This window comes from Pseudomonas sp. P39-UII1, assembly GCF_039672635.1.
Taxonomy (GTDB): Bacteria; Pseudomonadota; Gammaproteobacteria; order Pseudomonadales; family Pseudomonadaceae; genus Aquipseudomonas.
The window spans coordinates 100038-123024 of record NZ_JBDFPP010000002.1 but is presented as its reverse complement, the minus strand read 5'-3'; the positions used below and the strand labels follow the sequence as shown (position 1 = coordinate 123024).

Annotated in this window: 28 protein-coding genes, 2 tRNA genes and 1 pseudogene; 16 read left to right on the top strand and 15 right to left on the bottom strand. The window is 61.7% G+C overall.

Annotated elements, in window-relative coordinates; all coding sequences use genetic code 11:
- Positions 1-89: 89 nt before the first annotated feature.
- The 5 genes from gorA to ABEH27_RS03170 all read right to left on the bottom strand — a co-directional run bounded on the left by gorA (position 90) and on the right by ABEH27_RS03170 (position 4624).
- Entirely contained in the window at positions 90-1445 is a 1356-nt protein-coding gene (gene gorA, locus ABEH27_RS03190) for a glutathione-disulfide reductase (protein WP_346612173.1), read from the bottom strand.
- A gap of 98 nt (positions 1446-1543) precedes the next feature.
- Positions 1544-2383: a UTP--glucose-1-phosphate uridylyltransferase GalU gene (gene galU, locus ABEH27_RS03185; RefSeq protein WP_012315035.1), complete on the bottom strand. Its 840-nt coding sequence runs from the start codon at positions 2381-2383 to the stop codon at positions 1544-1546.
- Positions 2384-2557: 174 nt separating this feature from the next.
- Complete coding sequence (locus ABEH27_RS03180; protein ID WP_346612172.1) at positions 2558-3472, bottom strand: c-type cytochrome; 915 nt, start codon at positions 3470-3472, stop codon at positions 2558-2560.
- Positions 3469-4119, bottom strand: coding sequence for a c-type cytochrome (locus ABEH27_RS03175; RefSeq protein ID WP_346612171.1), 651 nt, complete (start codon positions 4117-4119; stop codon positions 3469-3471). The genes ABEH27_RS03180 and ABEH27_RS03175 overlap by 4 nt, the downstream gene beginning before the upstream one ends.
- Positions 4120-4264: 145 nt before the next feature.
- Entirely contained in the window at positions 4265-4624 is a 360-nt protein-coding gene (locus ABEH27_RS03170) for a hypothetical protein (RefSeq protein ID WP_346612170.1), read from the bottom strand.
- Positions 4625-4784: 160 nt separating this feature from the next.
- Between ABEH27_RS03170 and ABEH27_RS03165 the strand changes: the two genes are divergently transcribed.
- The 8 genes from ABEH27_RS03165 to csrA all read left to right on the top strand — a co-directional run bounded on the left by ABEH27_RS03165 (position 4785) and on the right by csrA (position 10513).
- A complete protein-coding gene (locus ABEH27_RS03165; RefSeq protein WP_016487931.1) occupies positions 4785-5087 on the top strand; it encodes a DUF1883 domain-containing protein in 303 nt (100 codons plus the stop codon).
- Positions 5088-5094: 7 nt separating this feature from the next.
- On the top strand, positions 5095-5265 hold the full coding sequence (locus ABEH27_RS03160) for a hypothetical protein (RefSeq protein WP_095115567.1): 171 nt from the start codon (positions 5095-5097) through the stop codon (positions 5263-5265).
- Positions 5266-5288: 23 nt separating this feature from the next.
- Positions 5289-6365, top strand: a complete 1077-nt coding sequence (locus ABEH27_RS03155) for a nitronate monooxygenase (RefSeq protein ID WP_346612169.1) — start codon at positions 5289-5291, stop codon at positions 6363-6365.
- An 88-nt stretch (positions 6366-6453) separates the two neighbouring features.
- Complete coding sequence (modA, locus tag ABEH27_RS03150) at positions 6454-7212, top strand: molybdate ABC transporter substrate-binding protein (protein WP_346612168.1); 759 nt, start codon at positions 6454-6456, stop codon at positions 7210-7212.
- Positions 7212-7892: a molybdate ABC transporter permease subunit gene (gene modB / locus ABEH27_RS03145; protein WP_346612167.1), complete on the top strand. Its 681-nt coding sequence runs from the start codon at positions 7212-7214 to the stop codon at positions 7890-7892. The genes modA and modB overlap by 1 nt, the downstream gene beginning before the upstream one ends.
- A gap of 1 nt (position 7893) precedes the next feature.
- Positions 7894-8985 carry a molybdenum ABC transporter ATP-binding protein gene (gene modC, locus ABEH27_RS03140; protein ID WP_346612166.1) on the top strand — a complete coding sequence of 364 codons (1092 nt, stop codon included), beginning with the start codon at positions 7894-7896 and terminating at the stop codon, positions 8983-8985.
- A 56-nt stretch (positions 8986-9041) separates the two neighbouring features.
- A complete protein-coding gene (locus tag ABEH27_RS03135; RefSeq protein WP_346612165.1) occupies positions 9042-10064 on the top strand; it encodes a DNA topoisomerase IB in 1023 nt (340 codons plus the stop codon).
- 251 nt (positions 10065-10315) lie between these two features.
- The gene (gene csrA, locus ABEH27_RS03130) at positions 10316-10513 is read left to right on the top strand and encodes a carbon storage regulator CsrA (RefSeq protein WP_012315047.1); all 198 of its coding nucleotides are present in this window, start codon (positions 10316-10318) and stop codon (positions 10511-10513) included.
- A 65-nt stretch (positions 10514-10578) separates the two neighbouring features.
- On the opposite strand, the gene ABEH27_RS03125 is transcribed toward csrA, so the two are convergent.
- The 4 genes from ABEH27_RS03125 to ABEH27_RS03110 all read right to left on the bottom strand — a co-directional run bounded on the left by ABEH27_RS03125 (position 10579) and on the right by ABEH27_RS03110 (position 13924).
- Positions 10579-10932, bottom strand: a complete 354-nt coding sequence (locus tag ABEH27_RS03125; RefSeq protein ID WP_346612164.1) for a response regulator — start codon at positions 10930-10932, stop codon at positions 10579-10581.
- 12 nt (positions 10933-10944) lie between these two features.
- Entirely contained in the window at positions 10945-12390 is a 1446-nt protein-coding gene (locus ABEH27_RS03120; RefSeq protein WP_346612163.1) for an ATPase domain-containing protein, read from the bottom strand.
- A 5-nt stretch (positions 12391-12395) separates the two neighbouring features.
- Complete coding sequence (locus ABEH27_RS03115; protein WP_346612162.1) at positions 12396-13556, bottom strand: ATP-binding protein; 1161 nt, start codon at positions 13554-13556, stop codon at positions 12396-12398.
- 83 nt (positions 13557-13639) lie between these two features.
- Positions 13640-13924: a hypothetical protein gene (locus tag ABEH27_RS03110; RefSeq protein WP_346612161.1), complete on the bottom strand. Its 285-nt coding sequence runs from the start codon at positions 13922-13924 to the stop codon at positions 13640-13642.
- 203 nt (positions 13925-14127) lie between these two features.
- Here ABEH27_RS03110 and ABEH27_RS03105 point away from each other — a divergent pair.
- Both ABEH27_RS03105 and ABEH27_RS03100 read left to right on the top strand, forming a co-directional pair.
- Positions 14128-14212: transfer RNA gene (locus ABEH27_RS03105), tRNA-Leu, on the top strand.
- Between the two features lie 103 nt (positions 14213-14315).
- Positions 14316-14729, top strand: a complete 414-nt coding sequence (locus ABEH27_RS03100) for a DoxX family protein (RefSeq protein ID WP_346612160.1) — start codon at positions 14316-14318, stop codon at positions 14727-14729.
- A gap of 1 nt (position 14730) precedes the next feature.
- On the opposite strand, the gene ABEH27_RS03095 is transcribed toward ABEH27_RS03100, so the two are convergent.
- Entirely contained in the window at positions 14731-14925 is a 195-nt protein-coding gene (locus tag ABEH27_RS03095; protein ID WP_346612159.1) for a hypothetical protein, read from the bottom strand.
- Between the two features lie 414 nt (positions 14926-15339).
- Here ABEH27_RS03095 and ABEH27_RS03090 point away from each other — a divergent pair, with 414 nt between their 5' ends.
- Positions 15340-16065: a hypothetical protein gene (locus ABEH27_RS03090; protein WP_346612158.1), complete on the top strand. Its 726-nt coding sequence runs from the start codon at positions 15340-15342 to the stop codon at positions 16063-16065.
- Between the two features lie 254 nt (positions 16066-16319).
- On the opposite strand, the gene ABEH27_RS03085 is transcribed toward ABEH27_RS03090, so the two are convergent.
- Positions 16320-16393, bottom strand: a tRNA-Cys gene (locus ABEH27_RS03085).
- Positions 16394-16545: 152 nt separating this feature from the next.
- A complete protein-coding gene (gene sohB, locus ABEH27_RS03080) occupies positions 16546-17565 on the bottom strand; it encodes a protease SohB (RefSeq protein ID WP_346612157.1) in 1020 nt (339 codons plus the stop codon).
- 198 nt (positions 17566-17763) lie between these two features.
- Here sohB and ABEH27_RS03075 point away from each other — a divergent pair, with 198 nt between their 5' ends.
- From ABEH27_RS03075 to ABEH27_RS03060, 4 genes are all read left to right on the top strand, one after another.
- Entirely contained in the window at positions 17764-18474 is a 711-nt protein-coding gene (locus ABEH27_RS03075) for a histidine phosphatase family protein (protein ID WP_346612156.1), read from the top strand.
- 56 nt (positions 18475-18530) lie between these two features.
- Positions 18531-18848 (top strand): SCP2 sterol-binding domain-containing protein, encoded by a 318-nt coding sequence (locus tag ABEH27_RS03070; protein WP_346612155.1) that lies wholly within the window; start codon positions 18531-18533, stop codon positions 18846-18848.
- A gap of 192 nt (positions 18849-19040) precedes the next feature.
- Positions 19041-20108 carry a phosphotransferase family protein gene (locus ABEH27_RS03065; protein ID WP_346612154.1) on the top strand — a complete coding sequence of 356 codons (1068 nt, stop codon included), beginning with the start codon at positions 19041-19043 and terminating at the stop codon, positions 20106-20108.
- 23 nt (positions 20109-20131) lie between these two features.
- A complete protein-coding gene (locus tag ABEH27_RS03060; RefSeq protein WP_346612153.1) occupies positions 20132-20899 on the top strand; it encodes an SDR family oxidoreductase in 768 nt (255 codons plus the stop codon).
- Here the strand turns inward: ABEH27_RS03060 and ABEH27_RS03055 are convergent.
- Positions 20900-20989, bottom strand: a pseudogene (locus tag ABEH27_RS03055) (SAM-dependent methyltransferase); the annotation flags it as partial. It lies immediately after the preceding gene.
- Positions 20990-20996: 7 nt separating this feature from the next.
- Positions 20997-21347, bottom strand: a complete 351-nt coding sequence (locus ABEH27_RS03050) for a hypothetical protein (protein WP_346612152.1) — start codon at positions 21345-21347, stop codon at positions 20997-20999.
- Positions 21348-21460: 113 nt separating this feature from the next.
- On the opposite strand from ABEH27_RS03050, the gene ABEH27_RS03045 reads away from it, so the two are divergent.
- Positions 21461-21763, top strand: a complete 303-nt coding sequence (locus ABEH27_RS03045; RefSeq protein WP_346612151.1) for an RcnB family protein — start codon at positions 21461-21463, stop codon at positions 21761-21763.
- 1 nt (position 21764) lies between these two features.
- Here the strand turns inward: ABEH27_RS03045 and ABEH27_RS03040 are convergent, their stop codons facing one another.
- Complete coding sequence (locus ABEH27_RS03040) at positions 21765-22925, bottom strand: diguanylate cyclase (RefSeq protein WP_346612526.1); 1161 nt, start codon at positions 22923-22925, stop codon at positions 21765-21767.
- Positions 22926-22987: the final 62 nt, after the last annotated feature.

Here is a 22987-nt window from a genome sequence, read left to right as displayed (position 1 = left end):
GCAAGCCAGCTCCCACAGGTACAGCGCAGGCCCATGGACTTGTGCAATACCTGTGGGAGCCGGCTTGCCGGCGATAGGGCCGGTGAGGTTTAACGCGTAACGGTGCGCATGGTGACGAACTCTTCGGCGGCCGTCGGGTGCACGCCGATCGTGTCGTCGAACTGCTGCTTGGTGGCGCCTGCTTTCAGCGCGATACCCAGGCCCTGAATGATCTCGCCGGCGTCAGGGCCGACCATATGGCAGCCGAGTACTTTGTCGGTTTCGGCATCCACCACCAGCTTCATCAGGGTCTTTTCCTGAATATCGGTGAGGGTGAGCTTCATGGCGCGGAAGCGGCTTTCGAAGATCTGCACCTTGTGCCCGGCCTCCAGCGCCTGTTCCTCGGTCAGGCCCACGGTGCCGATCGGTGGCTGGCTGAACACCGCCGTTGGGATGTTCTGGTAATCCACCGGGCGGTACTGCTCGGGTTTGAACAGGCGACGTGCAACCGCCATGCCTTCGGCCAGGGCAACAGGGGTGAGCTGCACCCGGCCGATTACGTCGCCGATGGCGAGGATCGACGGCGCGGTGGTCTGGTACTGCTCGTCGACGCGGATGAAGCCCCGTGGGTCAAGCTCCACGCCGGTGTTCTCCAAGCCCAGATTGTCGAGCATCGGGCGCCGGCCGGTGGCGTAGAACACGCAGTCGGCAAGCAGCTCGCGGCCGTCCTTGAGGGTGGCCTTGAGGCTGCCGTCTTCGAGCTTGTCGATACGCTGGATGTCAGCGTTGAACTGCAGGTCCAGGCCACGCTTTTGCAGTTCTTCCTTCAGGTGGATCCGCACCGAACCGTCGAACCCGCGCAAGAACAGGTCGCCGCGATACAGCAGCGTGGTGTCGGCGCCCAGGCCCTGGAAAATGCCGGCAAACTCCACCGCGATGTACCCACCGCCCACTACCAGCACGCGGCGGGGCAGCTGCTTGAGGTAGAACGCTTCGTTGGAGGTGATGGCCAGTTCCTTGCCCGGAATGTCCGGCACCTGTGGCCAGCCGCCGGTCGCGATGAGGATGTGCCTGGCGCTGTAGCGCTGGCCTTCCACTTCCACTTCGTTGGCACCGGTGATGCGCGCATGGCCTTGCAGCAAGGTCACACCGCTGTTGACCAGCAGGTTGCGATAGATGCCGTTGAGGCGCTCGATCTCGCGGTTCTTGTTGGCGATCAGGGTGCCCCAATCGAAATGGCCCTCTTCCAGGGTCCAGCCGAAGCCTGCGGCTTGCTCCAGCTCATCGGCAACGTGGGCGCCATACACCAGCAGCTTTTTCGGCACGCAGCCAACGTTGACGCAGGTACCGCCCAGGTAGCGGCTTTCGGCTACCGCCACCTTCGCGCCAAAGCCCGCAGCAAAGCGCGCCGCGCGCACACCGCCGGAACCGGCGCCAATCACGAACAGATCAAAATCGTAGGCCATGTATTCAGTCTCCTTGGCTGGCGCTCAGCATACCGCCGTTGGCCGCCACAAACAAAAAAGCCACCCCGAAGGGTGGCTTGTCGACCTGCGGAGGCGATTCAGTACGCCTTGCCGGTCTTGTAGTAGTTTTCGAAGCAGAAGTTGGTCGCGTCGATGTACCCTTCGGCGCCGCCGCAGTCGAAGCGCTGGCCTTTGAACTTGTAGGCAATCACGCAGCCGTTCTGCGCCTGCTGCATCAGGGCGTCGGTGATCTGGATCTCGCCACCTTTGCCCGGCGGGGTGTTGCGGATGATGTCGAAGATGTCCGGGGTGAGGATGTAACGGCCAATGATCGCCAGGTTCGACGGGGCGTCTTCCGGGGCGGGTTTCTCGACCATGTTGGTCACACGGAAGATGTCGTCGCGGATCATGTCGCCGGCGATGACGCCGTATTTGTTGGTTTCCTGCGGGTCGACTTCCTGGATGGCGATGATCGAGCAGCGGAACTGGTTGTACAGCTTGACCATCTGGGTCAGTACGCCGTCGCCTTCAGGGTTGACACACAGGTCGTCCGCCAGCACCACGGCGAACGGCTCGTCACCGATCAGCGGCTGGCCGGTCAGGATGGCGTGGCCCAGGCCTTTCATTTCGGTCTGGCGGGTGTAGGAGAACGAGCACTCGTTCAGCAGGCGGCGGATACCGACCAGGTATTTTTCCTTGTCGGTGCCCTTGATCTGGTTTTCCAGCTCGTAGCTGATGTCGAAGTGGTCTTCCAGGGCGCGCTTGCCACGGCCGGTGACGATGGAAATCTCGTTCAGGCCAGCGTCCAGGGCCTCTTCAACGCCATACTGGATCAGTGGCTTGTTGACCACCGGCAGCATTTCCTTGGGCATGGCTTTGGTAGCAGGCAGGAAGCGAGTGCCGTAACCGGCTGCCGGGAACAAGCATTTCTTGATCATATACGTCCTTAAAATAAGGCAGACACTGTGGAATTCGGCGCAGTCTAATCAGGCGGAAGACACCTTACAATGCCCCGCCTGCAGACGACCAATGGGATCATAGAGATAACCCAGTGTAGATAGTTCCGAGGGTTCGTAAATATTACGACCCTCGACGACTGTCGGCATGCACCGTCAACCACCCGTCCCCTGCCCGATCACCACACCCTCGACCTTCTGCCCATACAGGTTGACCCCGTCATTGGCATGGAACTTCAACCGGGTCTTCTCGACCGAGCCCTCCACCAGCCGAGGGTCTTGCGGACGCTCATGGCGGTTGATCCAGGCCGCCACATCCCAGGCCTGTTGGTCACTCAAGCTGCCCGACTTGCCCAGCGGCATGTTGTGCTTGATGAAGGAAGCCGCCGTGTTGATACGGTGCATACCGGCGCCCCAATTGTAGGAATCCTTGCCCCACAACGGCGGCATCACATATTCACCGGCTACTTTCTGGCCTTCACCCTTGTCGCCGTGGCAAATGGCGCACTGTTCGCGGTAAACCTGTTGGCCACGCTTGAAGTCATAGCCACCCTGCGGCTGAGGCACGTCGGGGTACCCGCGCCCGGCAAGCTCCACGCCTGTAGGCGCCTTGGTCGACAGCCAGTAGGCGTATGCCGACAGCGCCGTCATCTGCGGGCTATCGGCCGCTGGCGGCTTGCCGTTCATGCTGAACTGGAAGCAGCCCTGAATGCGGTCGGCATAGGTGTTGACCTTGTCGTTTTTCTTGCGATAAGCCGGGTACATCGGGTAAGCACCCCACATCGGCGCAGAATGGGCCAGGCGCCCCTGGTCCAGGTGGCAGTTGCTGCAGTTCATGCCGTTGCCCACAGCGTCCGGCATCAAGCGGCGGGTATCGACGAACAACGCATGGCCTTCGCGAACCAGCTTGCCGAAGGCGTTGTCCGGCAGTTCGCCTTCGGCCGGCGGGGCGAATTGCGCCGGGGCCTGGGCGGGCGGAACGGTCAATTGCGACTGGTCTTCCATGGTGATGGGCGCAGCGAGGGCACTGCCCACCGCTAACAGCAGCAAAGTCGGCATCCAGGCTTTCATGGCTTGACCTCCGGGCTGGCGGGGTTGGCGAAGTAGTCGGCGATCGCCACGACTTCATCGTCGGTCATGGCCTTGGCCACACCGACCATCAGCTGGTTGGGGTCGTTGCTGCGGCTACCGTCGCGCCAGCCGTTGAGCTGTGCCACCAGGTAACTGGCAGGCTGCCCAGCCAGCGGTGGAAAGTGCTCACCGACACCGCTGCCACCTGGGCCATGGCACTGCACACAACCGGGTATTTGCCGGCTCCAATCACCGTACAGGGCCAGGCGCGTGGTGGGGTCGTTGGCGATCTGCTGACGACGCAGATTGGGTGCAGGGTCGCCCGGCAGGCTGGCCAGGTAGCTGCTGACCGCCATGATTTCGTCGTCTGTCAGCGCTTTGGCCAGCGGTTCCATGACCGGCTGCTTGCGGCTGCCCGTGCGCCAGTCATGCAATTGTTTGCTCAGGTAGCCGGCCGGCAAGCCCGCCAGGCGCGGGAAGCCAGCGGCGGCGATACCTTTGCCATCCGGGCCATGGCAGCCAAGGCAAGCCATGGCGGCGGGGTTGCTCCCGCCCTGGGTAAAAATCTTCTGGCCATCAGCGGCGTGCGCGATGGGCCAGGCCAGGATCAGCGCGCTGCCGATCACGACTCGACTCAACAGGATCATCACGAATCTCCATTTCTTTTGTTATAAGCTTAGGCTTAAAAAACATAAGCAAATGGATACTAGCCGTGTAAGGCAATTCGCAACAACGCCAACCCCGACCAAGGGATGGCAAAAGGCCTGTTAACCGCGTTTTACTTGCGCCAGATCAACTGCCGGAGATGCATTTGGTCGCCGCCGTGCGTACATCACCCAGGCGCAGGGGGAAGTTGTTCAGGCGCTCGTGCAGCTTGATGCTGCTGCCGCTGCCGCGCTTGTCGATGTCCACCAGTGCCGCCGGCCCGGCGCCAGCTGTCAGCTTTTGCGGCACGATCAGGCGCAGCCCGTCGTCACGCTGTTCTTCGACCAGCGGGTCGCGGGTATCGGCCAGTTCATTCTTGACGCAGTCGGCATACTCGCGCGGCGTCTTGCCAGAGATCACATCCAGCGTTTCATGCGACTGCTCAAGCTCCGAAACGCTGACACATCCACCCAGCGCCAGGGACAACGCCGCTACCATCCACTTCATTTGCCGCACCTCAGCTGTCAAGAATGCATAGGACCACCGCCAGGCCATTTTGCTCCGTGAACTGGCAGATTTATCTAGCCCCTTGCCATCAGGCGCGGCAGCGAAACCCGACATCGTGTTATCGTTTGCGTTTGCAGAACCAGACCTTGTGGAGCACTCCATGAAATTCGTACACCAGCGCGAGCACCTCAACGAGGACGACATCGTCGTCATCGAGTGTTCTCAGCGCTGCAACATCCGCCTGATGAACGACGCCAACTTCCGCAGCTTCAAAAATGGCGGTCGCCACACCTACCACGGCGGCCAGTTCGTTGACTTCCCGGCCAAGATCACGGTACCCAGCACCGGTTTCTGGAACATCACCATCGACACCGTGACCACCCGCCCGATCTCGGTAACGCGCAAGCCAACCTTGAGCCACAAGATCAAGATCATCCGTCGCTCGTCGTCGAAACTCAGATAAGACTGCCATGACCCAGAACATCAAGTACGTCATCAAATACAAGCTCGACGGCGAGCGCCGCTGGGATTTCGCCGTCATGCCCGACGCCTCGCAAGAGCAGGCCCTCGATGCCTTGCGCAAGATCCACGGCGACGACGCCGACAAGATCAGCGACATTCAGGTGAGCAAGGCACTGTAAGGCTGCGCGCCCAGGAGAACTGCATGAGCAACTGGCCCGACCGTCGTATCCTCGATCTGCTGGGCATCGAGTTGCCCATCCTCCAGGCGCCCATGGCCGGGGCCAGCGGTTCGGCCATGGCCATCGCCGTGGCCACCGCCGGGGGCCTTGGCGCCCTGCCCTGCGCCATGCTCACCGGCGATCAGGTGCGTGGCGAGATCGCCGCCTTTCGCAGCGCTTGCCCGGGCCGCCCGCTGAACCTGAATTTCTTCTGCCACCAGCCGCCCGCCCCGGACAGCGACCGCGACGCGCGGTGGAAACAGGCGCTCAAGCCCTATTACGACGAAGTCGGCGCCGACTTCCAGGCCCCCACCCCCGTCTCCAACCGCGCACCTTTCGATGAGCAAAGCTGCCAGCTGGTCGAGCAATTGCGCCCAGAGGTGGTGAGCTTTCACTTTGGCCTGCCAGAGGCGGCATTGCTGCAACGGGTAAAGGCCACCGGTGCCAAGGTGCTGTCCAGCGCCACCACGGTGGAGGAAGCACTGTGGCTCGAGGCCAACGGCTGCGACGCAATCATTGCAATGGGCTATGAGGCCGGCGGCCATCGCGGCATGTTCCTAAGCGAAGACATCACCAGCCAGATCGGCACGTTTGCCCTGGTACCGCAAATCGCCGACGCGGTGGGCCTGCCGGTGATCGCCGCAGGCGGCATCGCCGACCATCGCGGCCTGGTCGCGGCGCTGGCCCTGGGTGCCAGCGCCGTGCAGATCGGCACCGCTTACCTGTTCTGCCCCGAGGCCAAGGTATCTTCAGCCCACCGCCATGCGCTGGACAGCGCATCGGCCAGCGATACAGCCCTGACCAACCTGTTCACCGGGCGGCCGGCACGCGGTATCAATAACCGCATCATGCGGGATCTTGGGCCAATGAGTGAGCTGGCACCGCGCTTCCCGCTGGCCGGCGGTGCGCTGATGCCGCTGCGGGCAATCACTGACCCACAGGGCATTAGCGACTACAGCAATTTGTGGTCGGGCCAGGCGTTGCGGCTGGGCAAGCATGCCCCTGCACAGCAGCTGACCGAAGAGATTGCCGCTAGCGCATTGGCGCTTATAACGCGCTGAAAAGATCCAGCCTGTGCAGCCCCTTCCCGGCCAATGGCCTATCGCTATATAGTTGGCGCTATAACGATAACCTCAAGGAGCTGTGTTCATGCGCATCCGTCTGCCCCACCTGGCCACCACCGCCTTCGTCAGCCTGATTTCCCTCAACAGCGCCTGGGCCGACGAGGTGCAGGTCGCGGTCGCCGCCAACTTCACCGCGCCGATCCAGGCCATTGCCAAAGACTTCGAGAAAGACACCGGCCACACGCTGGTCGCAGCCTACGGCGCCACCGGGCAGTTCTACGCGCAGATCAAGAACGGCGCCCCGTTCGAGGTGTTCCTTGCCGCTGACGACAGCACCCCGAAGAAGCTTGAAGATGAAAAGGAAATCGTCCCCGGTTCGCGCTTCACCTACGCCATCGGCACCTTGGCCCTGTGGTCGGCCAAAGCAGGCTACGTAGATGCCAAGGGCGAAGTCCTGAAGAGGAACGACTTCAAGCACCTGTCCATCGCCAACCCTAAAGCCGCCCCTTACGGCCTTGCCGCCACGCAGGTACTGGACAAGCTGAAACTGACCGAAGCCACCAAGGGCAAGATCGTGGAAGGCCAGAACATCACCCAGGCCTTCCAGTTCGTTTCCACCGGCAACGCCGAGCTGGGCTTCGTTGCCCTGTCGCAGATCTACAAGGACGGCAAGGTAACCAACGGCTCGGCCTGGATCGTGCCATCCAACCTGCACGACCCCATCCGCCAGGACGCCGTGATCCTCAATAAAGGCAAGGACAACGCGGCTGCCAAAGCCCTGGTGGAATACCTCAAAGGCCCGAAAGCCGCTGCTGTGATCAAATCTTACGGCTATGAACTCTGATGCCACTGGACGCCGGTGACCTGGGTGCAATCTGGCTGACCGTCAAACTGGCCAGCCTGACCACCTTGATTCTGCTGGTCATCGGCACCCCCATCGCCTGGTGGCTGGCGCGCACGCGCTCCTGGCTGCGCGGGCCGGTGGGCGCAGTGGTGGCGTTGCCGCTGGTGCTGCCCCCTACGGTGATCGGCTTTTACCTGCTGATCGCCCTTGGCCCGCACGGCTGGCTGGGCCAGGCTACCCAGGCATTGGGCCTGGGCAGCGTGGTGTTCAGCTTCACCGGCCTGGTGATCGGATCGACGGTGTACTCCATGCCGTTCGTGGTACAGCCCCTGCAGAATGCTTTCGGCGCGATCGGCCAGCGCCCGCTGGAAGTCGCCGCCACCCTGCGCGCCAGCCCGTGGGACACATTCGTCCATGTGGTGCTGCCGCTGGCACGCCCCGGCTTCGTCACCGCCAGCATCCTCGGCTTCGCCCATACCGTGGGTGAATTCGGCGTGGTGCTGATGATCGGTGGCAATATCCCCGACAAGACCCGCGTGGTTTCGGTGCAAATCTTCGATCACGTCGAGGCCATGGAATATTCTCAAGCCCACTGGCTGGCCGGTGCCATGCTGGTGTTCTCGTTCCTGGTGCTGCTCCTGCTGTACGCCGGGCGCCGCGACAAGGCTGGCTGGAGCTGAAATGACTGGATCAATTGTGGCGCGCCTGAAACTGGCGCGCGACGACTTCACCCTGGATGTCGACCTGCAGTTACCCGGCCGCGGCATCAGCGCATTGTTCGGCCATTCAGGCTCGGGCAAAACCTCCTGCCTGCGCTGCCTGGCCGGGCTGGAGCGGGCTGGCAGCGCCTACGTCGAAGTCAATGGCGAGGTGTGGGAGGACAGTGCGCGTGGCTATTTCCAGGCACCGCACCTGCGCCCGGTGGGCTACGTGTTTCAGGAGGCCAGCCTGTTTGCGCACCTTTCTGTGCGTGGCAACCTGGAGTTCGGCTGGCGGCGGATTGCGCCAGGCGCGCGCAAGGTCAGCCTCGACCAGGCCTGCCAGTTGCTGGGCATCGGCCACCTGCTCGAACGCCGGCCGGCTACCTTGTCCGGCGGCGAGGCCCAGCGCGTCGGTATCGCCAGGGCGCTGCTCAGCAGCCCGCGCCTGCTGTTGATGGATGAGCCACTCGCCGCCCTCGACGGGCCACGCAAATGGGAAATCCTGCCTTACCTCGAGCGCCTGCACGACGAGCTGGATATCCCGCTGGTGTATGTAAGCCATGCCCAGGACGAAGTGGCGCGGCTGGCCGACCACCTGGTATTGCTGGAGCAAGGCAAGGCCATGGCCAGCGGGCCGATTGGCGAGACGCTTGCACGGCTGGACCTGTCGCTGGCCCAGGGCGAGGATGCCGGCGTTGTGTTCGAGGGCATAGTGGTCGGCCACGACCCTTGTTACGACCTGCTCGACCTGCGCCTGCCCGGTGGCGACGCACCGTTGCTGCGCATCGCCCACCCTGCGCACAGCATGGGCAGCACCTTGCGGGTAAAGGTGCAGGCTCGCGATGTGAGCTTGACGCTGGCGGCAGACAGCGCCTCGAGCATCCTCAACCGGCTGGCGGTACGGGTGCGTGAAACACGCCCGGCGGACAACCCGGCACATGTGCTGGTCAGCCTGGACGTCGGGGGCAACGCCTTGCTGGCACGCATCACCCGCTTCTCGGCAGACCAGCTTGGCCTGCACCCGGGCCAGGCCTTGTACGCACAGATCAAATCGGTCGCGCTGTTGGGCTGAGCATCGGCCGTGCGGCCGTTGTCCATTGATCAGAAACCTGATCGAGGCCCACCGCAATGCTCGACTGCACCCTGCCGCCCAGCCTGCATTACGTTGAAGACAGCCAGCCTGGCCTGACCCGGCGCCGCTGGCGCGACCGCTTCATCTACCTTGATGCGCAAGGCCAACGCGTGCGCGACAGCGACACCCTGGCGCGCATTGCCGCCCTGGTGATCCCGCCGGCCTACACCGATGTGTGGATTTGCGCCGACCCGCAAGGTCACCTGCAAGCCACCGGGCTCGATGCCCGCGGCCGCAAGCAGTACCGCTATCACGCCCAGTGGCGTGAACTGCGCGACCAGCACAAGTACGGGCGCATGCTGGCCTTTGCCCAGGCCTTGCCCAAGCTGCGTGCGCAGCTGGAAGCTCACCTGGCGCGCCCTGGTCTGGACCGGGAAAAAGTCATGGCGCTGGTGGTCAGCCTGCTGGACCACACGCTGATCCGCATCGGCAACCAACGCTACCTGCGTGACAACAAGTCCTATGGCCTGACCACCCTGCGCAACCGGCATGTGAAGGTCGAGGGCAGTACCATCCGCTTCCAGTTCCGCGGCAAGCGTGGGGTGGAACACAACGTCACCCTGCGCGACCGGCGCCTGGCCAACCTGCTCAAGCGCTGCATGGAGTTGCCCGGGCAGGCGCTGTTCCAGTACCTGGACGAGGACGGCCAGCGGCACAGCGTGGGCTCCAGCGAGGTCAATCAGTTTCTCCAGCAACTGACCGGCGCCGATTTTACTGCAAAGGACTACCGCACCTGGGCGGGCAGCAGCCTGGCGCTGAGCCTTCTCAGGCCCTTGGCCTGGGAGCCGGAAACCGAAGCCAAGCGCCAGGTTGCAACCATCGTCAAGCAGGTTGCCGAGCGCTTGGGCAACACACCGGCAGTGTGCAGGCGCTGCTACATTCATCCCGCCGTGCTCGAGCATTACGCATTGGGCCGCCTGGCCGCCCTGCCAGGGCGCCGCGTACGCAAAGGGCTGGACACCGAAGAAGTGGCGTTGCTGTTGTTTCTCCAGGCCCTTGAAAACACCGATGATGATTGACCCCGACTATCTACCCAATCATGCAGAGAAATTTCCCATAAAGGCCGAAGCGCCCTATCCTTGCCACCGACCACCTCCGCCGACACGCCAGGCGCGTTTAAATCGGCACCTGCAACTAAAGACACACAACAGAATTTGTCTTACGGGGAATTAATATCCGCCGAAAGCGTCTTTAATGAGAGGAAGAGGGACAGGCTCCCACCGCTATGGCACCTGGCCAAGCGGATTTCTACATCACCAAGGAGAATTACATGCTGATACTCACCCGTAAGGTTGGCGAAAGCATCGTCATCAACGATGACATCAAAGTCACCATTCTGGGCGTCAAAGGGATGCAGGTGAGGATTGGCATCGATGCACCGAAAGATGTTCAGGTGCACCGCGAAGAAATCTTCAAGCGTATCCAGGCTGGCAGCCCGGCCCCGGAAAAACACGACGACCAACACTGAGTGCCTCGCTTCAAGCCGCACGGACGCGCTTGATCGAATGCTTGGCATTGGCTGCAGCCTGAACCTCAGGCTTCCAGCAGCTCACGCACCTTGGCGATCATCTTGTCCATGTCGAACGGCTTGTCGAACACTGCGGCGAACAGCTCCGGACGTCCTTGGCTGGCCTGGGCGCCGCTCATCAGGATCACCGGCAGGTCAGGCAACTGCAGCTCCTTGCGTATTGCCAGTACCAGCTCTTCACCATTGAGCACCGGCATCATGTAGTCGGTGATCACCAGCTCCACGCGCTTGTCCGTCAGCGCTTCCAAGGCCTTGCGCCCATTGCTCGCCTTTTCTACCAGAAAGCCTTCATCCTCCAGGGCAAAGCCCAGGATATCGGCAATCAGGTATTCGTCATCGACGATCAGGATGGTGCTCATTGGTTGGCTCCGTCACCCGCTTCCTTGCGGCAACGGGGTACCCGAGAGCACGCCGCAGGTGCCCTCGAAGGCCTTGCGCAGGGTGATCCCTTGCGGCCCTATGTTCAGCTCGTGCAACGCGGGGTCATGGTGGCTGTCGCGCACCTTGAGGATCGACAGCATGCGCCGCAGCTGCGAGTCGAGCTCGACAAAGCGCATCAGTATGAGGTTGTCGACGATGCTCGACAGGTCGGGCGCCGGCGCGGTGATTTCCGAACCGAAAAGGTCACGCATCTCCCACGTGAGCATCACGCTGACATTACGTGCCCGCAGCTCACCCATCAATGCCCGGAAAAACGCATTGAGGCGCGCAGGGTCGACCGCCAGGCGGCTGAACGCACCCAGGCTGTCGATCAGCACACGCTTGCTGCCATGCTGCTCGACGTGTTCCAACAGGCGTGCCCCGACCTGGTCCAGCAAACCCTCGGTGGTGGGCTGCCAGCACAACTGCAGGGTGCCCTGGCGCTCCAGCGCAGCAAAATCGTGACCCAGCGCCGCCGCCTTGAGGCGAAGCCTTGCAGGGGGTTCATAGAAGCCGAAGTGCAAGGCAGGCGCCTCGGCGGTGGCCGCGCCAAGGAAGGCCAGGCCCAAGGAAGTCTTGCCGATGCCCGAAGGCCCCATCAGCAGGCTGACAGACCCTGTGGTCAGGCCGCCACCGAGCATTTCATCCAGCCCCGTAACACCCGTCGTGACCCGGCTCAACTCGGCACAACCCAGCTGGCTGGGATGGCCGTACAACGCCTCCAGGCGCGGGTAGACATGCATCCCGGCCTCGTCGATCAGGCACTCGTGGCGCCCCGACAGCGCCCCACTGCCGCGTGTCTTGCGCAGCTGTACATGGCGCACGGCGCGGCTGCCCAGCAGTTGTTCGCCCAGTTCGATCACGCCATCGACCATGGTGTGCTCCGGGCTGCCTTCATCCAGCCGTGCGCTGGTCAGCAGCAACACGGTGCAGCCTGCGAAGGCAGCGTGGCCCTGCAGCTCGGAAACGAACTTTTTGGTGTCCAGGGTCGTTTCGGCGCGCACCCGGGCATTGAGCACGCCATCGACGATCAGCAGGCTGGCCTGCTGCCGGCCGATTTCCTGGCGCAGCAGTTTGACCACCGCATCGAGCCCCTCCTGCTCCAGGGTATCGAAGGCGCTGACGAACTGGATCTGATCACCCACCAAGCTCGGGTCGAAGAATTCCAAGGTCGCCAGGTACTGGAACAACCGCTCATGAGACTCACTGAGCAAGGTCGCCACCAGCACCCGCCCCCCTTCCCGCACATGGCCGCAGGCCAACTGGTTGGCGAGAATGGTCTTGCCCGCGCCGGGCGGGCCTTGAATGATGTACGAGGCGCCCGCCACCAAGCCGCCCTTGAGCAGCGCGTCGAGCCCTTCGATCCCCGTCAACAGCCGCTTGAGTGCCTGAACCATGGTGGCTACCTGTTGAGTTTAGCGTGCCCAGCCTGGACAGACGCCGGCAGATACAGGCGCATGCACGTGCCCTTGCCCAGTGTACTGTCCACGGTAATTGCGCCATTGCTCTGCTTGGCAAAGCCGTAGGCCTGGCTGAGCCCAAGGCCTGTACCCTTGCCAAACGGCTTGGTGGTGAAGAACGGCTCGAAAATACGCTGCAATACCTGGGGGTCGATGCCGGCCCCGCTGTCGCGCACTTCAAAACACACGAACGGGCCGAGCAACCCTTCCACCTCACCATTGAGTTCGACAGCCTCGATCGCGATGCAGATGGTGCCGCGCTCGCCGATCGCGTCACGGGCGTTGAACAAAAGGTTGAGCAGCACCATCTGCAACTGCCCGGCATCCACCTCGATCATGGGCAAACCGGGCTGCAGACGCTGCAGCAGCTCGATATCGCGCGGCAACGCATGCTCCAGCAAGCTACGGGTAGACACCATCAGCGTGGCAGGCTCGATCAGCGAAACATCCAACTGCCGATGCCGGGCGAACGCAAGCAATTGCTGCGTCAGCTCGGTACCACGCTGGCCGGCATCGATGATGTGCTCGAGCATGCGCTGCACGCGGGCCGGGTCCTGGCTGGCCAACGCCAGCTTGGCCGACGTCAGGATGATGGTCAGCAGGTTGTTGAAATCGTGCGCCAACCCGCCCGTCAGCTGGCCGAGCGCCTCGAGCTTCTGAGCCTGGAACAGCTGTGCTCTGACAGCATCGAGCTGCAACGCCGTCTCACGACGATCGGTGATGTCCCGGGTGACCTTGGCCAGGCCGATGATCTGCCCCAGGTCATCACGAATCACATCGAGGGCGGCCAGCGCCCAGAATTGCGTGCCGTCCTTGCGCACTCGCCAACCTTCGTCCTGGGCCACGCCCTGCTCCAAGGCTTGGTTGAGCAGGTAATCGGGGCGCCCGTCGAGGCAATCCTGGAGGGTGAAAAACAGCGAGAAATGCCGGCCAATGACTTCGTCGGCGCGATATCCTTTGATCCGCTCGGCACCTGCGTTCCAGGACACCACCCGGCCAGAGGGGTCGAGCATGTAGATGGCGTAGTCCACCACCGACTGCACCAACTGCTCATAGCGGTTGGCGGTCATGACAGGTTGATCGATGCAGTCAGCTGAAACCATGCAAACTCCACAGGCACAGCGGGAGGGACGAAGTTAACTTAGCCAATAGTACTCGCTTGAGTCCGCCTGCGTGGCAACTGAATTCAGCGCTGCGACTCGATGAGCACCGGGGTGATTCGCCGAGGCATCGCCACCTTCAGCAGCCACAGGCCCACCAGCAGGATCAGGGCACCACCGCCCACTGCCATCAGGCGCTGCCGCAGAGGGTATTCAACGTCGAACCCCTGGATCACCAAGTAGCCACCGAGGCACACAAGGCAGAGGTAAAGAAAGCCTCCCAGCATTACCACCAGCAGCAACAACAGGCGCCAGAGGAGCCTTGGGCGAACAACGCGTCCGCTGACATTGGACGAACTGGCCTGTGACATGACGTGAACCCATTGGATCCAACCAAAGAGGGGCACAGTGGCCTAATGACAGCAAGGTGTCAATTGCCCTTTTGCTTGACCCTTCGATCCTTTGATCATAGGTGCTGTAGTTGACTCAACTATAACAATGGGTTATAAAGCGGCCTTGATTGCATGGCCCTTCTGCCTGGAAGCGCGCCGGTCTACATGACCCTTTCAAGCGTGCGAGTGTGGTGGAATTGGTATACACAGCAGACTTAAAATCTGTCGGCGTGAGCCTTGCGGGTTCGAGTCCCGCCACTCGCACCATATTTCTGTAGAAAAGGCGCCCCTTGGGGCGCCTTTTTGCTGCGCAGCGGAAATTCACGCAACTGCTAGAGTGGAGCTTGTCACCGTCCACTGGAATGCCGCCATGCGCTACTCCCTGTTCGCTGGTCAACGCGACGCCATTATCCTGATCGCCCGCGTGCTGTTGATGATCCTTTTCGTGATATCCGGCTGGGCCAAGCTCACCGGCTTCGAAGGCACGGTCAGCTACATGACTTCACTGGGCGCCCCTGCGCCCATGGTCGCCGCAGGGGTTGCCGTGATCATGGAGTTCTTCGTTGCCATCATCCTGATCCTGGGCTTCTATACCCGCCCACTGGCCTTCCTGTTCGCACTGTTCGTGCTGGGCACTGCGCTGATCGGCCACCCGTTCTGGAACATGGTCGACCCTGAACGCGCCGCCAACATGACCCAGTTCCTGAAGAACCTGAGCATCGTCGGCGGCCTGCTGATGCTGGCTGTGAGCGGACCGGGGCGCTTCTCGCTGGACGGGCGCTGAGTCAGTCGTCCACGTCGTCATGCCAGGCTGGATGATCGTCCTCGTCGTCATCGAGGTCATCCAGCTGTTCATCGTCTTCTTCGATATCGTCTTCGGCGCCTTGGGCATCCGCCTCGGGCTCGAAGCCGTCATGAAGAAATTCATGGTCAAGCAGGTGATCGTGCTCGGGCTCGTGCAGGTCGTCTTCGTCGCGCATGGTGGCTCCTGGGAAAATGGCACGCCTGTATAGGCGCATCGCCCGCCACGGTCAATGCCCTACGGTTAATGCTGACTTAACCTACGGGCCCCAGCCTACAGACTTTCCCTTCAAACGCTCCTTGCCCGCCTTCATGGCGGGCTTTTTTATGCTTCGCGAAAACCGAGCAAACAGGACAACCTGACCACAGTTTATTCACGAATTTACGACAAGTGCTTCGGCATACTGACACTGCTTCGTACGTTCTTTAGGCCCGCCACTTGTTGGCGGGTTTTTCTTTTTCTGGGCCCGCCTCCGTGCGCCGGTTCAACACCCCGGCCGCAAAAGTCGCTTGCACCGAACGTTTATGGCAATCTGCCACGGCTTTCGATACCGCACGCCCAAGAAAAAGACATAAACCTCAAGAATACGACCATGTCAGAAATTTCTGCCGATAACGCCAGCCTGATTCATACCATTGCAACGGCCACCGCCATCATTGCTGCACTGATCTCGGCCTGTGCGGTCATCCTGGCGCAGCTGACATCCGAGGTGCAAACCAAGCACTCGGACCAGTCGATGGAAAACGCCAGCCAACTCATCGCCAGCGCCAACCAGTCCGCCGCGCAATCGCAGCTGAAAATCGACGCGCTCACTCAGCAGAACCTGGAGTTGACGGCGCGCCTGCGTGCAGCAGAGCACGCGGCACAACAGGCCCGAGCGCAAGCCCAAGCGCACCTGCAGCCACGCAAGCTGACGGTGCAGGCACAGGCCGCATTCACGGCATTGGCGGCGGAATTGGCTAAAGCCAAGGCAACCCCGACCGTGCTGCTCAATATCGTTAAAAATGACGACGAAGCCCTGGCCTTCTCCAAGCAGATCGCTGTAGCCCTGACGAAAGCTGGCGTCCGGGTTCAGATCAAGCAATTGATGCTTACCAAAGAGGCCACGGGCACCCATGTGGTGGTGTACAACAGCCCGGGCAGCCAGCAGATTGAACACGCCTTGAAGGCGGCCAATATTGCCTCGCAGCTAAGCCGATCGTCTCAAACGCCGAAGATCAATATCGATGATCAGGACACGGCCGCGATCAGCGCGTTTATTAGCGTGTACCCGAAGGGGGTTTCGCTGGCGGAGGCATCAGAGCCATCTGCTGACTGATAGGCAATAAGGGCGGGGCCGCTTCGCGCCCCATCGCCGGCAAGCGCGGCTCCCACGGGTACTGCGCGAGCCCGGAGACTGATGATTTTTCTGTGGGAGCCGGCTTGCCGGCGATGAGGCCGGTACTGACTACATAGCGTTGGAGCGGTGTCCGCTATGGGCTTAGCAGCCACTCTAAGATCGTTACGATCTCGATTTTTTCCGACGCACAAATAAAAACCCCGCAGACGTTAATCTGCGGGGCTTTCGAATGGTGGAGGCCGAGGTCGGAATCGAACCGGCGTAGACGGATTTGCAATCCGGAGCATAACCACTTTGCTACTCGGCCTCAAAGTTCGGATCTAGTTGCTTACGCTTCTATCTCCTTGAAACGCTGAACCTTTTTCAAAGTTTCCTGCGTTTCGATGGGCGCCATTATGTCTTCATTCATCCAACCTTGCAACCCCCTGAAGATAAAAAATATTCAAGGGGTTCAAGGTGTTAGCGCAAGCGGCCGAGTTTGCTCCACAAACCCACCACAGTGTTCTCCACCGTACCGCTAGCGGCCATGCCGATGCGCTCTTGCAGGCTCTTGCGCTCGGCGTAGTGCAGGTGGAACAGGTTGGCGTGGCGGGCGCGGTCGCTGAGGTACTCGTCGCTGGTCTGCAACTGGTCCACCAGCTGGCGATTCAGGGCTGCGACGCCCAACCAGACTTCGCCGGTGGCCACTTCGTCGATATGCAGTTGCGGGCGGTAGCGGGAAACGAAGTCCTTGAACAGCTGGTGAGTGATGTCCAGGTCTTCCTGAAACTTCTCCCGGCCCTTCTCGGTGTTCTCGCCGAACACGGTCAGGGTGCGCTTGTACTCGCCAGCGGTCAGCACCTCGAAGTCGATGTCGTGCTTTTTCAACAGGCGGTTGATGTTGGGCAGCTGCGCGACGACGCCAATGGAACCCAGAACGGCAAAGGGTGCGCTGACGATCTTCTCGCCAATGCAGGCCATCATGTAACCACCGCTGGCAGCGACCTTGTCGATGCACACCGTCAGCGGGATGCCGGCCTGGCGGATACGCGCCAGTTGCGAGGCAGCCAGGCCGTAGCTATGCACCAGGCCACCGCCGCTTTCAAGGCGCAGCACCACTTCATCGCGCGAGGTGGCGAGGGTGAGCAGTGCAGTGATCTCGTTGCGCAGGCCTTCGGTGGCGGACGCTTTTATGTCGCCATCGAAGTCGAGCACGAAAACTCGGCTTTTCTCTTCGGCCTTGCCTTTCTTTTGCTGTTTTTCCGCCTTGGCCTGCTGCTTGCGCAAGGCCTTGAGCTGGGCCTTGTCGAGCAGGCCCGACTCCAGGCGCTCACGCAGCTCTTTATAGAACTCGTTGAGGCGGGTGACCTGCAGCTGCCCGCCGGCCTTGCGCCGCCCCTTGCCGCGCAAGCCGGCGATGGCGGACAACACCACCAGGATGGCAATCACCAGGGTGGCGGTTTTAGCGAGAAAGCTTGCGTATTCGGCAAGAAACTCCACGTTGACTCCTTTATGAACTTGCGCTTGAAACGCGCGAAACTGTTGCAAGCATACCGGTGCGCCGGTGGCGCTGCCAGCGGCGGTAAACGCTGGCAACACAGTTCAAACAACCTTTTCAAACGCTTGTATGTTTTTTCGTTGACAGCCCGTACGGCGCATCCTAACCTCGCATCAACCTTCAAGCGGCCGGACAACTTCGTGGGCAACCTCTTCCTTATCCGACATGGCCAAGCCTCCTTTGGTGCCGACGATTATGACGTGCTGTCACCCGTGGGCATCCGGCAGAGCCAGGCGCTGGGCGAACACCTGGCTCAGCTTGGCCTGCGCCTGGACCGCTGCGTGGCGGGTGACTTGCGGCGCCAGCAGGACACCGCCCGGCTGGCGCTGGAAACCTTGAAAGGGAATGGCCATGCCGTCCCGGCCATCGAGACCGACCCGGCGTTCAACGAGTTCGATGCCGACGGCGTTATTCGCGCCCTGCTGCCGCGCCTGATGGCCGATGAGCCGAACGCCGGGCATATCCTGCGTAATGGCGTGCAGAACCGTAGCGAGTTCCAGCGCCTGTTCGCCCTGATGGTGCAGCGCTGGCACGCCGGCGAACACGAGGGCGACGGCCTGGAGACCTGGCAGGCGTTCACCGCACGGGTCAACGCCGGCCTGCAGCGGGTGCTGGACACTGCTGGCAGTGGCGACAATATCGCCGTGTTCACCTCCGGTGGCACCATCGCCGCCCTGCTCCACCTGGTTAGCGGTATTACCCCAAGTCAGGCCTTCGCGCTGAACTGGCAAATCATCAACACGTCGCTCAGCCAGCTGAAGTTTCGCGGCCGCGACGTGGCACTGGCTTCTTTCAACAGCCAAGCCCACGTGCAGCTGTTGAAGGTGCCGGAGCTCATCACCTACCGATGAGCCCGGCCTGTTGTGTCCCTGCGGGGACGTGTAAATCACTCTATAAGGAATGCACCATGACCTCCGTAGCTGATGCCGTGAAAAAGATGCAAGAGAAGTTCAACCCGTCCGCAGCCGAAGGCCTGGACCTGGTGTTCGGCTTCAACATCACCGACGAAGACAAGCACTACGCGTTGATCGTCAAGAACGGCACCTGCGACCTGCAGGAAGGTGAAAACCCGGATGCCAACTGCACCCTGGTAATGGACAGCGAAACCCTCAAGGGCATCGTCAGCGGTGAAACCGACGGCATGCAGGCGTTCATGGGTGGCAAACTGCGCGTTGAAGGCGACATGATGCTGTCGATGAAACTCAGCGAGCTGTTCCCTTCCTGAGTGACGGGCGCGCCGAGCGATGCGAAAACCGAAGCCTGACCGGCTTCGGTTTTTTTTTGCCCGGTGCAAGGCATTCGGAACAGTGATCGGCCTGCAACACCCTCACCTATATGGCGCCTGGCACGCTTGTTCCAACACGCCAAGGCCATTAGATTAGCCAATAATCCTTGCGATCGATAATAAGGCAAACGCATGACGCTCACCGACCAGTCCACCCAGGTACGCCCCGGCGAAGAACTCGACGCGGCCGTCATCGATCCTTACCTCAAGGCCCACATCACAGGCCTTGAAGGCACACCACAGATCAGCCAGTTCCCAGGCGGCGCTTCCAACCTCACTTACCTGGTCGCCTACCCCAGCCAAGAGTTCGTGCTGCGCCGCCCGCCGTTCGGCCAGAAGGCCAAGTCGGCCCACGACATGGGCCGCGAGTTCCGCATCCTCAACCAGCTCAACAGCGGTTTCCCGTACTGCCCCAAGGCCTATGCCCACTGCACCGATGAAACGCTGATCGGCGGTGAGTTTTATGTAATGGAGCGGGTCAAAGGCATCATCCTGCGTTCGGACATCCCCAGCGAACTGAACCTGGATGCCACGCGTACCGAGGCATTGTGCAAAAGCTTCATAGACCGACTGGTAGAGCTGCATCAGGTCGATTATCAAGCCTGCGGGCTGGCTGACCTGGGCAAACCGGAAGGCTATGTACAACGCCAGATCGAAGGCTGGACCAGCCGCTACGAAAAGGCCCTGACGCCGGATGCCCCGCGCTGGGAGCAGGTGATGGCCTGGCTGCGCGAGAAGATGCCAGCGGACCACCCCCGCCCAGGCATCGTGCACAACGACTACCGCTTCGACAACGTCATCCTCGATGCCGAAAACCCGATGCGCATCATTGGCGTGCTCGACTGGGAAATGACTACCCTCGGCGACCCGCTGATGGATCTGGGCAACAGCCTCGCCTACTGGATCGAGGCCAGCGACCCGGCACCGGTGCAGCTGATGCGCCGCCAACCGAGCAACGCCCCCGGCATGCTTACCCGCCGCCAGTTTGTCGATTACTACGCCGAGCGCGCGGGCATCAGCCTGGACAACTTCGATTACTACTATTGCTATGGCTTGTTCCGCCTGGCGGGCATCGTCCAGCAGATCTACTACCGCTTCTATCACGGCCAGACCCAGGACAAACGCTTCGCCCAGTTCATTCACATGAACCGGTTGCTGGAGCAGATGAGCTTGCAGGTCATCGCCAAGTCCACGCTCTGACGGCAGACAACAAGGAAAACAGCATGTCCAAGACCCACCTGTTCGACCTCGATGGCAAGATTGCATTCGTTTCCGGCGCCAGCCGTGGCATCGGCGAAGCCATCGCCCACTTGCTGGCCCAGCAGGGCGCCCATGTGATCGTCTCCAGCCGCAAGCTCGAAGGCTGCCAGCAGGTGGCCGATGCGATCACCGCGGCAGGCGGCAAGGCCACTGCGGTGGCCTGCCATATCGGTGAACTTGAACAGATCCAGCAGGTGTTCGCCGGCATCCGTGAACAGTTCGGGCGCCTGGATGTGCTGGTCAACAACGCCGCCACCAACCCACAGTTCTGCAACGTGCTGGACACAGACGTGAGCGCCTTCCAGAAAACGGTCGACGTGAACATCCGTGGCTACTTCTTCATGTCGGTGGACGCCGGCAAGCTGATGCGCGAAAACGGTGGCGGCAGCATCATCAACGTAGCGTCGATCAACGGGGTTTCGCCTGGCCATTTCCAGGGCATCTACTCGGTGACCAAGGCTGCAGTGATCAACATGACCAAGGTGTTCGCCAAGGAGTGCGCGCAGTTCGGCATCCGCTGCAACGCCCTGCTGCCGGGCCTGACCGACACCAAGTTCGCCTCGGCACTGGTGAAGAACGACGCCATCCTCAACGCCGCGCTGCAACAGATCCCGCTAAAGCGTGTGGCCGACCCCAAGGAAATGGCCGGCGCGGTGCTGTACCTGGCCAGCGATGCCTCCAGCTACACCACCGGTACCTCGCTCAACGTGGACGGTGGCTACCTGTCGTGATCAGGTCTTGATGGCCTGCAGGGTGTAAGTGAGCGGCAGGCGGTCGGGCTGTTGGCGTAGGCGCCACTCGCCGTCTGCGCCTTTATCCATGAGCGCACTACAGGCAAGTTGCCGCCGCCGCACGACGCTGCAACGCCACGCTGTCGTTCTTCTGCGCGTAATAATCCACCCGCGTGCCGCTACCCTGGGGATACACATCCACAAACGATTCCGCCTCACGGGTATACACCGTCAGCCCGCCCTGCTTGCGCGGCTCCAGGTAGCCACTGGCATCGTCCCCGAACACGTCCTCTTTCTGCCAGCTGAACTGGATGCACTGGGCCACCAGCTCAGGCGCCTTGCGCGAATCGAGCTGCACGGTCGGCTTGCCGCTGCGCGCCGTATCCATGGTCGCTGAAGCGCAACCGACCAATACCAGCGCCGCAGCCATCGGCAGAATTGCTCGCATGTTCCATCCTCGGGGCAAAAAAGAAAGCGACTCTAGCATTGCCGGGCATCCAGAGTGAATTGTCCGGCCATCGCCGCTGTCGCAGATAGGGTATGCCCCCAAAGGAGATCGTCATGAATGCACCCCGTCTGTTGCCTGCCCTGCTGTTTGCTGCCCTTCCCTGCCTGCCCATTGCCGCTTCGGCTGCACCTTCGGCCGAAGAAAGCATCACCGCCCCGGAGACACACAACCGTGAACTCAAAGTTGGCGACAAGGCCCCCGACCAATACAAGCGCGACGACCAGACGTTGACGGACTGGAAAGCCAAGGGCCTGCCGGCGCCCGAGAAGGAAAGCCACTGGGTGCGCATGGGTGACCACTATGTGCTAGTGCAGATCACCAATGGCGTGGTGCTCGCCATCCACCCGGCCAAGTGACTCAACCGGCCCCGAGCAGCGCCGCCATGTGCACCGTGTTACGCCCAGCCGCCTTGGCCTGGTACAGCGCGGCGTCCGCCTGGGCAAGCAGGCCCGCAGTGCTGTCATGCGGGCCCGGCACAGCGCACCACAGCCCGACGCTGAAACGCAGTGCAATTTCGTTACCGGCGAAAAGCGCCGGGCTGCGGGCAATGGCCTCGCGCAAGCCCTGCAACGCTGCCATGGCCCCGTCACGAGTGGTGTGTGGCAACAGCAGCAAAAACTCTTCACCGCCATAACGGCCAAGGCTGTCGCCCTGGCGCAGGCGTTGCTGCAACTGGCGAACGCAATGGCACAGCACTTCGTCACCCGCCAAGTGGCCGTACAGGTCGTTGATGCGCTTGAAATGGTCAATGTCGATCATCGCCACGGCCAGGCTGTGCTGCTCGCCGCGGGCGCTGTCCAGCTCCAAGGCAAAGCGCTCGAGAATCGCCCGGCGGTTGTAGGTCCCCGTGAGCACATCGCGCAGGGCCAGGTGCTGCAGGCGTGACTCGCTGCGCTCCTTGGCCATCAGCACCAGGCCGATCGAATACATCATCACCGTGACCGTGCCGATGGCCACGGAAATGCTTTGTTTGAGGTTGCTGGTGTCGTAGCGCATCTCCACAGCGGTACCATTGATGACCGCCAGCACACGCATGCCCAGCCCGATCAGGCTGATCAAGGCGCCTATCTCCAGCAACAGGTGCGCCCTGCCCGGCCGCTCGACGTGCCGCCGAGCCCAGTAGAAGATCAGCGAGCATTGCAGCATCAACACCAGGGTCGCCAGCAGCATGCGCGGCTCCAGGGTGTCGAGCAGCAGCATCAGCGCTACCAGCATGAACGCCGGGATACTGAATACCAATCGCCAGGGCACGCGTTGCTCACGCACGCGGAACAGGCTCGCCGAATAGAACGCCAAGGCCAGTGACAACAGGCTGTTGCCGACGCCATAGCTGAGCCAGAGCGGCGCGTGGCCGTAAACGGTGTAGCAGACATAAGCCAGGGCGTGGGCAAGCAAGCCGCAGCCGGTGAGCAGCAGGTTGTCGCGGCGGTTGAACTGGCCAACCAGCAACAGGCAGAACGCCATGATGGTCGCGACCAGGGCAACAGCGGCGAACAATGTGGGCGTGTGGGCGATCATCATGATTCACCGTGTGGCAGGTGGCCATCTTTGCTGTGGCCTGTGCTGGAGTCTATGCCCGG

Excerpts from the sequence above, each read along its gene's own strand:
- ABEH27_RS03115 (WP_346612162.1), bottom strand. The coding sequence starts at position 13,556 with ATGGTTTCAGCTGACTGCATCGATCAACCTGTCATGACCGCCAACCGC.
- modA (WP_346612168.1), top strand. The coding sequence starts at position 6,454 with ATGCGCATCCGTCTGCCCCACCTGGCCACCACCGCCTTCGTCAGCCTG.
- ABEH27_RS03135 (WP_346612165.1), top strand. The coding sequence starts at position 9,042 with ATGCTCGACTGCACCCTGCCGCCCAGCCTGCATTACGTTGAAGACAGC.
- gorA (WP_346612173.1), bottom strand. The coding sequence starts at position 1,445 with ATGGCCTACGATTTTGATCTGTTCGTGATTGGCGCCGGTTCCGGCGGT.
- ABEH27_RS03165 (WP_016487931.1), top strand. The coding sequence starts at position 4,785 with ATGAAATTCGTACACCAGCGCGAGCACCTCAACGAGGACGACATCGTC.
- ABEH27_RS03170 (WP_346612170.1), bottom strand. The coding sequence starts at position 4,624 with ATGAAGTGGATGGTAGCGGCGTTGTCCCTGGCGCTGGGTGGATGTGTC.
- ABEH27_RS03040 (WP_346612526.1), bottom strand. The coding sequence starts at position 22,925 with ATGATCGCCCACACGCCCACATTGTTCGCCGCTGTTGCCCTGGTCGCG.
- ABEH27_RS03160 (WP_095115567.1), top strand. The coding sequence starts at position 5,095 with ATGACCCAGAACATCAAGTACGTCATCAAATACAAGCTCGACGGCGAG.
- ABEH27_RS03125 (WP_346612164.1), bottom strand. The coding sequence starts at position 10,932 with ATGAGCACCATCCTGATCGTCGATGACGAATACCTGATTGCCGATATC.
- ABEH27_RS03095 (WP_346612159.1), bottom strand. The coding sequence starts at position 14,925 with ATGCGCGACGAAGACGACCTGCACGAGCCCGAGCACGATCACCTGCTT.
- ABEH27_RS03180 (WP_346612172.1), bottom strand. The coding sequence starts at position 3,472 with ATGAAAGCCTGGATGCCGACTTTGCTGCTGTTAGCGGTGGGCAGTGCC.
- modB (WP_346612167.1), top strand. The coding sequence starts at position 7,212 with ATGCCACTGGACGCCGGTGACCTGGGTGCAATCTGGCTGACCGTCAAA.
- ABEH27_RS03155 (WP_346612169.1), top strand. The coding sequence starts at position 5,289 with ATGAGCAACTGGCCCGACCGTCGTATCCTCGATCTGCTGGGCATCGAG.
- galU (WP_012315035.1), bottom strand. The coding sequence starts at position 2,383 with ATGATCAAGAAATGCTTGTTCCCGGCAGCCGGTTACGGCACTCGCTTC.
- ABEH27_RS03110 (WP_346612161.1), bottom strand. The coding sequence starts at position 13,924 with ATGTCACAGGCCAGTTCGTCCAATGTCAGCGGACGCGTTGTTCGCCCA.
- ABEH27_RS03060 (WP_346612153.1), top strand. The coding sequence starts at position 20,132 with ATGTCCAAGACCCACCTGTTCGACCTCGATGGCAAGATTGCATTCGTT.
- ABEH27_RS03050 (WP_346612152.1), bottom strand. The coding sequence starts at position 21,347 with ATGCGAGCAATTCTGCCGATGGCTGCGGCGCTGGTATTGGTCGGTTGC.
- ABEH27_RS03065 (WP_346612154.1), top strand. The coding sequence starts at position 19,041 with ATGACGCTCACCGACCAGTCCACCCAGGTACGCCCCGGCGAAGAACTC.
- ABEH27_RS03175 (WP_346612171.1), bottom strand. The coding sequence starts at position 4,119 with ATGATCCTGTTGAGTCGAGTCGTGATCGGCAGCGCGCTGATCCTGGCC.
- ABEH27_RS03090 (WP_346612158.1), top strand. The coding sequence starts at position 15,340 with ATGTCAGAAATTTCTGCCGATAACGCCAGCCTGATTCATACCATTGCA.
- ABEH27_RS03045 (WP_346612151.1), top strand. The coding sequence starts at position 21,461 with ATGAATGCACCCCGTCTGTTGCCTGCCCTGCTGTTTGCTGCCCTTCCC.
- ABEH27_RS03120 (WP_346612163.1), bottom strand. The coding sequence starts at position 12,390 with ATGGTTCAGGCACTCAAGCGGCTGTTGACGGGGATCGAAGGGCTCGAC.
- ABEH27_RS03100 (WP_346612160.1), top strand. The coding sequence starts at position 14,316 with ATGCGCTACTCCCTGTTCGCTGGTCAACGCGACGCCATTATCCTGATC.
- csrA (WP_012315047.1), top strand. The coding sequence starts at position 10,316 with ATGCTGATACTCACCCGTAAGGTTGGCGAAAGCATCGTCATCAACGAT.
- modC (WP_346612166.1), top strand. The coding sequence starts at position 7,894 with ATGACTGGATCAATTGTGGCGCGCCTGAAACTGGCGCGCGACGACTTC.
- ABEH27_RS03070 (WP_346612155.1), top strand. The coding sequence starts at position 18,531 with ATGACCTCCGTAGCTGATGCCGTGAAAAAGATGCAAGAGAAGTTCAAC.